The 12157-nt window shown below is 67.8% G+C and carries 14 protein-coding genes; 1 reads left to right on the forward strand and 13 read right to left on the reverse strand.

What is annotated here, in order from left to right:
* Positions 1-31: 31 nt before the first annotated feature.
* Positions 32-844 carry a cytochrome d ubiquinol oxidase subunit II gene (locus tag QSK17_RS20645; RefSeq protein ID WP_285706585.1) on the forward strand — a complete coding sequence of 271 codons (813 nt, stop codon included), beginning with the start codon at positions 32-34 and terminating at the stop codon, positions 842-844.
* Here the strand turns inward: QSK17_RS20645 and QSK17_RS20650 are convergent.
* The 13 genes from QSK17_RS20650 to glyA all read right to left on the reverse strand — a co-directional run bounded on the left by QSK17_RS20650 (position 841) and on the right by glyA (position 11758).
* Entirely contained in the window at positions 841-1239 is a 399-nt protein-coding gene (locus QSK17_RS20650; RefSeq protein ID WP_285706586.1) for a DUF2550 domain-containing protein, read from the reverse strand. The genes QSK17_RS20645 and QSK17_RS20650 overlap by 4 nt on opposite strands.
* Before the next feature lie 23 nt (positions 1240-1262).
* On the reverse strand, positions 1263-1664 hold the full coding sequence (locus tag QSK17_RS20655; RefSeq protein ID WP_067125025.1) for a F0F1 ATP synthase subunit epsilon: 402 nt from the start codon (positions 1662-1664) through the stop codon (positions 1263-1265).
* Between the two features lie 66 nt (positions 1665-1730).
* The gene (gene atpD / locus QSK17_RS20660; protein WP_285706588.1) at positions 1731-3158 is read right to left on the reverse strand and encodes a F0F1 ATP synthase subunit beta; all 1428 of its coding nucleotides are present in this window, start codon (positions 3156-3158) and stop codon (positions 1731-1733) included.
* 9 nt (positions 3159-3167) lie between these two features.
* Positions 3168-4070 carry a F0F1 ATP synthase subunit gamma gene (locus QSK17_RS20665; protein ID WP_285706589.1) on the reverse strand — a complete coding sequence of 301 codons (903 nt, stop codon included), beginning with the start codon at positions 4068-4070 and terminating at the stop codon, positions 3168-3170.
* A gap of 3 nt (positions 4071-4073) precedes the next feature.
* A complete protein-coding gene (gene atpA / locus QSK17_RS20670; protein ID WP_285706590.1) occupies positions 4074-5723 on the reverse strand; it encodes a F0F1 ATP synthase subunit alpha in 1650 nt (549 codons plus the stop codon).
* 23 nt (positions 5724-5746) lie between these two features.
* Positions 5747-6556, reverse strand: coding sequence for a F0F1 ATP synthase subunit delta (locus tag QSK17_RS20675; protein ID WP_285706591.1), 810 nt, complete (start codon positions 6554-6556; stop codon positions 5747-5749).
* A 52-nt stretch (positions 6557-6608) separates the two neighbouring features.
* Complete coding sequence (locus QSK17_RS20680; RefSeq protein WP_285706592.1) at positions 6609-7154, reverse strand: F0F1 ATP synthase subunit B; 546 nt, start codon at positions 7152-7154, stop codon at positions 6609-6611.
* 29 nt (positions 7155-7183) lie between these two features.
* Positions 7184-7408, reverse strand: a complete 225-nt coding sequence (gene atpE, locus QSK17_RS20685; RefSeq protein WP_061254889.1) for an ATP synthase F0 subunit C — start codon at positions 7406-7408, stop codon at positions 7184-7186.
* 64 nt (positions 7409-7472) lie between these two features.
* Complete coding sequence (atpB, locus tag QSK17_RS20690) at positions 7473-8264, reverse strand: F0F1 ATP synthase subunit A (RefSeq protein WP_285706595.1); 792 nt, start codon at positions 8262-8264, stop codon at positions 7473-7475.
* A 67-nt stretch (positions 8265-8331) separates the two neighbouring features.
* Positions 8332-8547: a hypothetical protein gene (locus QSK17_RS20695; RefSeq protein WP_285706596.1), complete on the reverse strand. Its 216-nt coding sequence runs from the start codon at positions 8545-8547 to the stop codon at positions 8332-8334.
* Positions 8548-8610: 63 nt separating this feature from the next.
* Positions 8611-9033, reverse strand: coding sequence for a Cg1360 family ATP-synthase-associated protein (locus QSK17_RS20700; protein ID WP_285706597.1), 423 nt, complete (start codon positions 9031-9033; stop codon positions 8611-8613).
* A gap of 106 nt (positions 9034-9139) precedes the next feature.
* A complete protein-coding gene (locus QSK17_RS20705) occupies positions 9140-10435 on the reverse strand; it encodes a glycosyltransferase family 4 protein (RefSeq protein ID WP_285706598.1) in 1296 nt (431 codons plus the stop codon).
* Positions 10436-10492: 57 nt separating this feature from the next.
* Positions 10493-11758, reverse strand: a complete 1266-nt coding sequence (gene glyA, locus QSK17_RS20710; RefSeq protein WP_285706599.1) for a serine hydroxymethyltransferase — start codon at positions 11756-11758, stop codon at positions 10493-10495.
* Between the last annotated feature and the right edge of the window lie 399 nt (positions 11759-12157).

Here is a 12157-nt window from a genome sequence, read left to right on the forward strand (position 1 = left end):
GCTCGTCCGGTCATCGATACGGAGCACAGACATGGAAATCCTTCTTCTCGCCTTCTACGCCGTCGGCTACTTCGTCCTCGGCGGCGCGGACATCGGCGTCGGAATGCTGCTTCCCTACCTCGGGCGCACCGCGGACGAGCGCCGCCGGGTCCTCTCCACGATCACGCCGCTCTTCCTCGGCAACGAGGTCTGGCTGGTGGCCGTGGCGGGCGTCCTCACGGGCGCCTTCCCCCTCCTCGAAGGGAGACTGCTCAGCGGGCTGTACCCCGTCGTCGTCGCGCTGCTGATCGGCTGGATCGTCCGGGACGTCGGGCTGTGGACACGCGGCCGGGTCGACCGGGCCGCCTGGCGCGCCATGTGCGACACCGCCGTGGTGGCCGGGAGCTGGACGGTGGTGCTCAGCTGGGGGTGGATGTTCGCCGGTTTCCTCTCCGGGGTCGTCGACCGTCCCCTCACGGAGCCCGTCGCGCTGCTGGGGATCCCGGCCATCGTCGTGCTCTTCGCCACACACGGGCTGGCCTTCGCGGCGCTGCGGCTGCGCGGACGCCTGCGGTCCCGTGCCCGAGGGCTGTCCGGAACCTCGGGGGCGGGCGTGACGTTCGCGCTCACCTCAGGTGGAATGGCCCTGCTGTGCGTCTTCGCCGGGCTGCGGTTGCCGCTCGCTCAGTCCACGGCGGACCCCGCGACGCTGGCCCTGCTCACCCCCGCGCTGCTGGTGCTCACGCCACTGCTGGTGGCCGCCCAGGTGTGGATGTGGTGGATGTTCAGCCGCCCCGAGCCCGCACGAGCACCATCAACCGTTACGGCACCGAGCCCGCACGAGCGAAGTGAGTACAAACCCTAAGCAGCATCTAGATAGGCGCTGGGTGGAGCGGATTCGAGCCAGGCGAGGAAGCCGGTGAGGGCGTCCTCGCTCATGGCGAGGGCGAGCGGACCCCGCTCGGCGGAGCACTCGACGGTCCAATAGCCCTCGGGCCCCTCACCGGTGCCGAGCCTTCTGCGCCGGGAAACCGTGAGGCCGCGCCTCGCGATTGCGTGGCGCGGCCTCAGGCGGAGTCCGAAGAACGGGATCCAGTGCAGCTCTCCCCCGGCGTAGCGGGCTACTCCGGCTTTCCAGCCCTGGTTTCCCGTGCGTACCCGACAAACAACGGTGCCCCGGCTCAGAGCCAGGGCGATACCGCGTACGACGAGGAGGGCAGCGACAAGGGAAACGCCGGCGAAAACGTCGAGCGCCACCATCGCCGCCCTCCTTCAGAAAAGAATCAAACCTCTTCCCCGGCTGCGCGCAGCCGGGCCCTGGCACGCTTGGCCGCCAGACGGATGTCCGCGTCCTCCTGGCCGGCCTCGATCGAGGACTGCGCCCGCTGGAGCGCGTCCCTCGCGGCGGCCACGTCGACCTCGGAGCCGAGCTCGGCCGCCTCGGCCAGGATCGACACATCGTTGTTCGCGACGGAGATGAACCCGCCGTGAACCGCGGCGACGAGATCGCTCTCGCCACCGCGCTTGACGCGAAGAACACCGCCCTCGACGAGGACCCCGAGTACGGGAGCGTGTTCCGGCATAATACCGATCTCGCCGTCCACGGTCTTCGCAATCACCATGTCGGCCTCGCCCGACCAGATCTCACGTTCCGGCGACACGACGCCAACGCGAAGCTTTGCCACTTCAGGGCTCCCTTTCGATAGACGCCTGTACGGCTCAAGCGGAGCCGTACAGGCGTCGGAGGCGTCTTAGCGCTCGAGTTCCTTCGCCTTCGCGATGGCCTGGTCGATGCCGCCCACCATGAAGAACGCCTGCTCCGGCAGGTGGTCGTACTCACCCGCGCAGAGGCCCTTGAAGGAGGCGATGGTCTCGTCCAGCGGAACGAACTCGCCCGGCTGGCCGGTGAACGCCTCGGCGGCGTACATCGGGTGGGAGAGGAACCGCTCGATGCGGCGGGCGCGGTTGACCGTGACCCGGTCTTCTTCGGAGAGCTCGTCGATGCCGAGGATGGCGATGATGTCCTGCAGTTCCTTGTACTTCTGCAGGATTCGCTTCGTCTCCTGGGCCACCGCGTAGTGCTCGTCGCCGACGACCTGCGGGTCGAGGATCCGCGAGGTGGAGTCGAGCGGGTCCACCGCGGGGTAGATGCCCTTCTCCGAGATCGGACGGGAGAGCACCGTCTGGGCGTCGAGGTGCGCGAACGCGTTGTGCGGCGCCGGGTCGGTGATGTCGTCCGCGGGCACGTAGATCGCCTGCATCGAGGTGATCGAGTGACCACGGGTCGAGGTGATGCGCTCCTGGAGAACGCCCATCTCGTCGGCCAGGGTCGGCTGGTAACCCACCGCGGACGGCATACGGCCGAGCAGGGTGGACACCTCGGAACCGGCCTGGGTGAACCGGAAGATGTTGTCGATGAACAGCAGCACGTCCTGCTTCTGCACGTCGCGGAAGTACTCCGCCATGGTCAGAGCGGACAGCGCGACCCGCAGACGGGTGCCCGGCGGCTCGTCCATCTGGCCGAAGACGAGCGCCGTGTCCTTGAGGACGTTGGCCTCCTCCATCTCCAGCCAGAGGTCGTTGCCCTCACGGGTGCGCTCGCCGACGCCCGCGAACACCGAGGTGCCCGAGAACTTCAGCGCGACGCGGCGGATCATCTCCTGGATCAGAACGGTCTTGCCGACGCCCGCGCCGCCGAACAGACCGATCTTGCCGCCCTTCACGTACGGCGTGAGCAGGTCGATGACCTTGATGCCGGTGGGCAGCATCTCGGTGCGCGACTCGAGCTGGTCGAACGCCGGGGACGGACGGTGGATGCCCCACTTCTCGGTGATCTGGAGCGAAGCGGTCGGCACGTCCAGCGCCTCACCGAGGGCGTTCCAGACGTGGCCCTTGACGACGTCGCCGACCGGCACCGAGATCGGCGCGCCGGAGTCGGTCACCGCGGCCCCGCGAACGAGGCCGTCGGTGGGCTGCATGGATACGGCCCGGACCAGGTTGTCACCCAGGTGCTGGGCGACTTCCATGGTCAGGGTCTTGGTCTCGCCACCGACGGTGACGTCGACGTTCAGCGCGTTGTAGATGTCCGGCATCGCCTCGACGGAGAACTCCACGTCGACGACGGGACCCTTGACGCTCGCCACGCGACCAACGGTGGCCACGGCGGTCTCAACAGTCATTGTGGTTACTCACTCTTTCCCCGCTGCGGCGTCAGCGAGCGCGTTGGCGCCACCGACGATCTCGCTGATTTCCTGGGTGATCTCGGCCTGCCGAGCCTGGTTCATCTGCATGGTGAACACGCGGATGAGCTCGTTGGCGTTGTCGGTCGCCGACTTCATCGCCCGGCGACGCGAGGCCTCTTCCGAGGCCGCGGACTGGAGCAGCGCGTTGAAGATGCGCGACTCCACGTAGCGCGGCAGCAGCGAGTCGAGCACCTCTGCGGCGTTCGGCTCGAACTCGAAGTACGGCGGGATCGTGTCGGAGGACTCGGCCTCCGACTCCACGACCTCCAGCGGCAGGACCCGCTTGACCACGACGTTCTGCGTGAGCATCGAGACGAACTCGGTGGAGACGATGTGGATCTCGTCGATCCCGTTCTCCTCCTTGAACGACTCGATCAGCGTGTCGGCGATCGTCTTGGCATCGGCGTACGACGGCCTGCGCGAGAAGCCCTCCCAGCGGCCGCCCATCGTGCGGCTGCGGAAGGTGTGCCAGGTGACACCCTTGCGGCCGACGACGAACGGCACGGCGCGGATGCCGCGCTCCTCCAGGAGGCCGCGCAGGGCCTCCGCCTCACGGAGGATGTTGGCGTTGAAGCCGCCGCAGAACCCGCTGTCGCTGGTGACGATCAGCACGCCCGCGGTGGTCGGCTTCTCCTTCTCGACGGTCAGCGGGTGATCGACGCTCGCCGTGTTGCTGACGACGCCGGACACCGCCCGCGTGATCTCCTGCTCGTACGGCACCGCCGCCTGCATGCGCTGCTGCGCCTTGACGATGCGCGACGACGCGATCAGCTCCTGCGCGCGGGTGATCTTCGCCGTGGACTTGACCGACTTGATCCGCCGCCGCAGCAATCTCAGCTGGGCACCCATGGGCTACTTCTTCTCGGTCTTGCGGACGTGCTTGACGATCTTCTCCTGGCCGACCTCGCCGGCCTCCAGAGCCTCGACCGGGACGTCCCTGACCAGCAGCTCGCCGGACGAGGTGGTGAAGCCCTTCTTGAACTCCGTGATCGCGTCCTTGAGGACGGTGATCGTGTCGTCCGAGAGGTCCCTGGTCTCGCGGATGCTGTCAAACACGCCCTTGGCCTGGCTGGACAGGTAGTCCAGGAACTCGCCCTCGAAGCGGCGGATGTCCTCGACCGGGACGTCGTCCAGCTCACCGGTGGTGCCGGCCCAGATGGAGACGACCTCCTTCTCGACCGGGAAGGGGCTGTACTGCGGCTGCTTGAGCAGCTCGACCAGACGCTGGCCGCGCTCGAGCTGCGCCTTGGACGCGGCGTCGAGGTCGGACGCGAAGGCCGCGAAGGCCTCCAGGTCGCGGTACTGGGAGAGCGCCAGACGGAGCGTGCCGGCGACCTTCTTCATCGCCTTGGTCTGCGCCGAGCCACCGACTCGGGAGACCGACACACCGACGTTGATGGCGGGGCGGACACCGGAGTTGAACAGGTCGGTCTCGAGGAAGACCTGGCCGTCGGTGATGGAGATGACGTTGGTCGGGATGAACGCGGAGACGTCGTTGCCCTTGGTCTCGATGACCGGCAGGCCGGTCATCGACCCGGCGCCCATGTCGTCGGAGAGCTTGGCGCAGCGCTCCAGCAGACGCGAGTGCAGGTAGAAGACGTCACCGGGGTACGCCTCACGGCCCGGCGGACGGCGCAGCAGCAGCGACACGGCGCGGTAGGCGTCGGCCTGCTTGGTCAGGTCGTCGAAGACGATCAGGACGTGCTTGCCCTGGTACATCCAGTGCTGGCCGATGGCCGAACCGGTGTAGGGGGCGATGTACTTGTAACCGGCCGGGTCGGACGCCGGAGCGGCGACGATGGTGGTGTACTCCATCGCGCCCGCCTCCTCGAGGCGACCCTTGACCTGGGCGATCGTGGAGCCCTTCTGGCCGACGGCGACGTAGACGCACCGGACCTGCCGGCTCGGGTCGCCGGAGAGCCAGTTCTCCTTCTGGTTCAGGATGGTGTCCACGGCGATCGCGGTCTTGCCGGTGCCACGGTCACCGATGATCAGCTGGCGCTGGCCACGGCCGATCGCGGTCATCGCGTCGATCGCCTTGATGCCGGTGGCGAGGGGCTCCTTCACCGGCTGCCGCTGCACGACCGAGGGGGCCTGCAGTTCGAGGGCGCGGACACCCTCGGCCTCGATCGCACCCTTGCCGTCCAGCGGGTTGCCCAGCGGGTCGACCACGCGGCCGAGGAAGTTGTCACCGACGGGGACGGACAGGACCTCGCCGGTGCGGCGAACCTGCTGTCCTTCCTCGATCTTGCTGAAGTCGCCCAGGACGACGACACCGATCTCCCGGACGTCCAGGTTCAGCGCCAGGCCACGCGTGCCGTCCTCGAACTCGAGCAGCTCGTTCGCCATCGTCGAGGGCAGGCCGGAGACATGGGCGATGCCGTCGCCACAGTCGACGACGGTCCCGATCTCCTCGCGCGCGGCACCTTCCGGCTCGTACGCCTGGACGAAGCGCTCAAGCGCGTCCCGGATCTCGTCCGGCCGGATCGTAAGCTCCGCCATCTCTCTTCTGTCTCCCTATTCGCCTAGCCGGCCAACCGGCGGCGGACTTCTTCGATTCGTCCAGCGATGGTGTTGTCGATCAGATCGTCGCCGATCCTGATCGAGAACCCACCGAGCACCTTGGGGTCCACCTCGACGTTCAGGTGGACGTCACGGCCGTACGTGGCGCGCAACCAGGCGGCGAGGCGCTGCTTCTGGCCCTCTTCGAGCGGTACGGCGGTGCGCACCAGCCCGACCAGACGCTGCCGCTGCTGCGCGACGATCCAGCCGTACTCGTCGAGGCCTGTCTCCAGGCTACGTCCTCGCGGGTGTGCGGAAAGCTGCGTGACCAGGCGCAGGGTGGAGGGCGCGACCTTTCCACCCAGCAGACCGGCGAGCAGCTCGCGCTTGCGCTCCGCCGGGACGGCGGCGTCGCTCAGCACGCGCCGCAGCTCCGGGTTCGCCGCGAGAATGCGGCTGAACCGGAACAGCTCGTCCTCGACGTCGTCGAGCCTGCCCTGGCTCTCGGCCTCGGCCGAGGAAGCCACCACCGAGAGCCGCTCGAGCGCGTCGGCCAGGTCACCGGCTCGCGACCACTTGGCCTCGACCGCGGCGACCGTGGTCTCCAGCGCGGGCTCGCTCACCTTGCCGGCCAGCAGGGCCCGAACGGTCTGCGCCTTCTGCTCGGCGGGTCGCGAAGCGTCGGAGAAGCCGCGGCGCAGTCCGTGCTCGCGGTCGAGCAGGTCGGCCACAGCGCTGAGCTCGTCGGCCAGCGTGCCCAGGTCGGCGGACCCGGCCACGCTGTTGAACCGCTCTTCGACCTCGGCCAGCGAAGTCCTGCTCAAACCCCTCATCGGCTCACCGCTCCTCGTTCGCCGCGCTCAGCGCGTCCGATTCGCTCCGACATCAGCGGACCGCCTGCGACGTTCCCTCGAGCTCCTCAAGGAACCTGTCGACGATGCGCCGCTGGCGGGCCTCGTCCTCGAGGGACTCGCCCACGATGCGACCGGCGAGGTCGGTGGAGAGGCGGCCGATCTCGCCGCGCAGCTGGGCGAATGCCTGCTGCCGGTCGGCCTCGATCTGGGCGTGGGCGGCCTGGATGAGGCGACGTGCCTCCGCCTGGGCCTCCTCGCGCAGCTCGGCCTTGATCTGGGCGCCCTGCTCGCGCGCCTCTTCCCGCAGCCGGGCCGCGTCCTGGCGAGCCTCGGCGAGCTGGGCGCGGTACTGCTCCAGCGTCCGCTGAGCCTCGGCCTGAGCGTCCTCGGCCTTCTTGATGCCGCCTTCGATCGCCTCCGTGCGCTCTGTCAGCGTCTTCTGGATGCGCGGCGTCAGGATCTTGCCGACGACGATCAGGACGAAGAGGAACGCGAAGACGCCGACGACGAGCTCGTACATGTGCGGCATGATCGGGCTGTTGCCCTCAGCCGCGAGAAGCGTAGCTGCCGCTGTCATGGATGCAGCCTTCCGTCAGGGGTCTTTCGTCAGCCGTAGATGAACGGCGCAACGAGACCGATCAGAGCGAGGGCCTCGACGAGAACGAAGCCGAGGAGCATGTTCTGGCGGATCAGGCCGTACGCCTCGGGCTGGCGCGCGATGGCCTGAAGGCCGTTGCCGAAGATGAGGCCGACGCCGATGCCGGGGCCAAGGGTGGCCAGGCCGTAACCGATGGCACCGATGTTGCCGGAGACCTCAGCGAGAACGCTCATTGCATTTCCTTTACTGGACGGCCGGTGCAGGGTGTCACCGGTCTGGACTAGGCGGGAAGGGGTCTTAGTGCTCGGCGTGCAGGGAGCCGCCGATGTACATGGCGGCGAGCAGCGCGAACAGGAAGGCCTGCAGGAACTGGATGAACAGCTCGAAGCCGGTCATGGCGATCGTGAAGAGAACACCCAGCACTCCCACCGGCGCTCCGAGCGGGGTCAGCTTCTCGAAGAGGAACCAGAAGCCGACCATGCTGAAGAACGCGAGGATGATGTGACCGGCGAACATGTTCGCGAACAGTCGCACCGCGTGCGTGAAGGGGGCGACGATCATGTTCGAGAGAAACTCGATCGGAGCCAGCAGGAAGTAGATCGGCTTGGGCAGCCCCGGGGGGAACATCATGTTCTTGAAGTAGCCGAGAGCGCCCTGGTGCTTCATGCCGAGGTAGATCTTCATCCCGTAGACCGACAGCGCCAGGACGGCAGGGAAGGCGATGTGCGAGGCGACCGGGAACTGCAGGACGGGGATGACACCCATCAGGTTCCAGATCCAGACGAGGAAGAAGAGGCTGAGCAGCAGGCCCATGTAGCGGTCGGCGTCCTTGCCCAGGAACGGCCGGGCCACCTGGTCCCGCACGAACATGTAGCCCATCTCGCCCACGTTCTGGACGCCCCTGGGCACCAGCTTGGGGTTGCCGAACGCGGACCAGCAGAAGACGACGACGACCACCGAGCTCAGCAGAGCGAGCAGCACCGGCTTCGTCAGCCAGAAGGGCGCCCCGTCCCAGAGCGGGGGGAAGTCGAACAGTTCAAGCCCCGGGGCCTTGAACTCGTCGGCGGCGAGAACCGTCAGCGCGCTCACGCGGCGTTCCCTTCAACGTGGAGATGGATCAGGATGGCTTGCCCAGAGGGGTGACCGTCAGCTGAGCTCAGCGACCGTACTTCAGATAGACGAGGTAGATCGCGAGCACTACCCCGATGAGGATGCCGATGGGAATGAAGGCGTGCACGCCCGTCCAACGGCTCAGCAACCAGCCGGAGCCGCCCCAGATAATCATTCCCGAGATGAGGTAGCTGGGAATCGACCAGGCGGCGTTGGCGAAGTCGCGACCGTCCTGCTCCGGGCTGCGCTCCATTTCGCTCATCGCGGGCACGACGATAGCAGGCGGGGAGCTGACTAGTCATATCGGACTGCACCATGAGCCCGGTCACGGGTGTCCCTGCCCGGAGATCCCGGCCTTGGGCTCGACGTAAAGCACCTTCAACTTCATGAAACCGCGCATCTCGCCCACCGTCCAGGCGACGGTACACGCGACGACTGTCAGCGCGAACGCGCGCGGGCTGAAGGCGGTGGCGGTTTCGAAGGCCTTCAGCAGGGCCATGATGAGCAGCACCTTCACGGCGTAGCTCGCGATCGCGGCCAGCATCATCATCTGCGGCGAGATCCGGCCGGCCCAGGAGACCGCGACCAGACCGACGGTGAAGAAGACCGCGACCAGGGCGATGCCGATGGCCGCGCCGAGCGCGCCCTGAACACCGGCGAAGATCACCGCGACGACCACGGCGACCAGGCCCACCGCGAGGGTGGGGATCGCGGCGCCCTTGAGAACGCGCACGTCGTTGGCCTGCATCGGAACTCCATGAACCGGTTATCAAGCGAGCGATTGCTTCCTGAGGTGTTCCAGCATATGGAACCCCTGCTAGTGAAAGCTATCACAAGCTCAGCGGGGGCTGCCTTTACCTGCCGGTTCGTGGACGGGCGATCGCGGTGTCGGTGGTCCGCGCGTGTGTCGCGCCGCCGGCGACGGCACTCGGATCGGACGGATCCGAGGCCCCGAAGACGGAGGGGTGAGCCCCCGGAATGTGCTCGCCACCCGGTCCCGGCTCGTCCTTGCCGCGCGACCGCCGGCCGCGCGGCCCATCCTTGCTGGACCTCCATCGCGGCGACGCCATCAGCATGAGCACGGCCACGGCCAGCGCGATGGTCAGCGGGAACACGATCAGCGGAACGCCGCCGATCGACAGGCCGACCATAGTGAAGGAGAACAGGAACGTCCAGCCGTACATGATCAGGACGCTGCGGCGGTGCGAGTGGCCGATGTCGAGCAGCCGGTGGTGCAGGTGGCCGCGGTCGGGAGCGAACGGCGACTGGCCGGCGGACGTCCGGCGGATCACTGCCATGACGAGGTCCAGGAGCGGTAACACCATGACCGCGATCGGCAGCACGAGCGGCAGCACCACGGGGAACTTGTTCATCCGGTCGATGGCGCCGGAGTCGACCGACGAGATGATGGTGATCAGCGACGTGGCGAGCAGCATCCCGATCAGCATCGCCCCGGTGTCGCCCATGAAGATCTTGGCGGGGTTGAAGTTGTGCGGCAGGAAGCCGAGGCACATCCCGATCAAGATGGCCGCGATGGCCGCCGTGACGTTGATGCGGGACCCGCTGCTGTTCTGGGAGAGCGCGATCGAGTAGGCGAAGGTCGCGAGCGCGGCGATGCCCACGATGCCCGCGGCCAGGCCGTCCAGCCCGTCCACGAAGTTCACCGCGTTGATCACGACCACCACGATCATGATCGTGATGATCGTGCTCAGGTTGGGGTCGAGGCCGGTCGAGCCGCCCATGTCCTTGGGCAGCGGCAGCCAGGGCAGGGCCATCCCGAAGTAGACCAGCAGGCCGCCCGCCGCGATCTGCCCGCCGAGCTTGACCAGCGCGTCCATGCCGAGCCAGTCGTCCAGGAAGCCGGTCAGCACGATCACGCCGCCCGCGACGAGCAGGGCCTTCACCGTCTGCCCGGCCTGGCCGCTGGATAGCGCGCCCCCGACGTAGGGCAGGTGCGTCGCGAGTAACAGCCCGGCGGCCATCCCCCCGAACATCGCGAGGCCGCCCAGCCTCGGGATCGGCACCTTGTGCACGTCCCTGTCCCGCACTTCGGGTGCCGCGCCGATGCGCAGTGCGAACACCCGGACCGGAGGCACCAGCAGGAAGGTGACCGCGGCCGTGACGAGCGTCAGGAGCAGATATTCGCTCACGGACCTAGTTTCTCGTGTGGGCGGACCAGTTGTGACGGGAAAAGCCCGCGAATCGCCTCATTCGTCGGGATACGCCGGATGCGTGGCGGTCAGCGTCCTTACCCGTTCGATCACTGACGTTATAGCACCAGGGTTGCATACGGCCTGCACGACGGCGGAAGCGATCTCTTTCATCTCCGCGGGCCCCATGCCCTGGGTCGTCACGCACGCGGTGCCCACCCTGATGCCCGAAGTGATCGTGGGTGGTTCCGGGTCATACGGGATGGCGCTGCGGTTGAGCGTGATCGCCGCCTCCTCGCAGCGCCCCTCCGCCTCCGCGCCGGTGACGCCCGCCCCGCGGACGTCGAGCAGCACCAGGTGGGTGTCCGTGCCGCCCGACACGGGGCGCAGCCCCTCGGACGCGACCGCCTCGGCGAAAGCCGCCGCGTTCTCCACCATGGCCGCGGCGTACGTGCGGAACTCCGGCCGCAACGCCTCGCCGAACGCGACCGCCTTCGCCGCCACCGAGTGCATCAGCGGGCCGCTCTGCGAGAACGGGAACACCGCGCGGTCGATCCGCGGGGCCAGCTCCGCGGCGCACAGGATCGCGCCCCCGCGCGGCCCGCGCAGCGTCTTGTGCGTGGTGAACGTGACGACGTCGGCGTACGGCACGGCCGACGGGACGGCCTCCCCCGCCATCAGTCCGATCGTGTGGGCGGCGTCCACGAGCAGCCAGGCGCCGGTCTCGTCGGCGATCCCGCGGAAGGCGGCGTAGTCGATCAGCCGGGAGTAGGTCGCAGCGCCACAGATGATCATCTTGGGCCGGTGGCGCAGCGCGAGGTCGCGCACCTCGTCGTAGTCGATCAGCTCGTTGTCCCGGCGCACGCCGTAGGCGACGACGTCGAACCACCTGCCGGAGAAGTTGACCTTGGAACCGTGCGTCAGGTGGCCGCCGTGCTGCAGGGCCATCGCGAGGACGGTGTCGCCCGGCTGGAGCAGCGCGGCGTAGGCCGCGAAGTTCGCCGATGCCCCGGTGTGCGGCTGGACGTTGACGTGGTCGGCGCGGAACAGCTTCTTCGCCCGGTCGATCGCGAGCCGCTCGGCCTGGTCGACCACCTCGCAGCCGCCGTAGTACCTGTGGCCGGGATAGCCCTCGGCGTACTTGTTGGTGAGCGTCGAGCCGAGCGCCGCCATCACGGCGGGCGAGGTGAAGTTCTCGCCCGCGATGAGCTGGAGCCCGCCGCGCAGCCGGGCGACCTCGTCCAGGAGCAACTGGGCGACCTCCGGATCCTGCCGCGCCAGTTGGGAGAAGTCGGGTCCGTAGAACGGTTGGGTCTTATGCATAAACCGGGCTCACATCCCAGGGACGACCGTCCTCCCAATGTAAGCCCGGCAATGCGCGCCGCGAGGACCCCCAACGGGCTTTACCCAAGCTCTACCGAATACCAGGGAAATGTCGGCGGAGCACCGGGGGATTCTCGCGTGGAGGACGTTTGGTGGCGCGCGATCGACCATTCCCGAGCGCCGATCATGACTGCCGCTCCGGGGTGATCCGTTTGCCGGCGACCGCCGCGAGGACCAGCGGGAACGCTCCCAGATCGAGCCGGAAAACGTTCCGAGCGAGGACGGAGCGGACGGCGCGACACCTCCGAAAGCCGCGGCCACTCCGCCGACAAGGGGATTGTTTTACACTTGCCATTTCATTTCTCTACGCCATGCGGCGCCCCAGAAGGCTTTCGCCTG

The organism is Microtetraspora sp. NBRC 16547 (genome assembly GCF_030268965.1).
Classification (GTDB): Bacteria; Actinomycetota; Actinomycetes; order Streptosporangiales; family Streptosporangiaceae; genus Microtetraspora.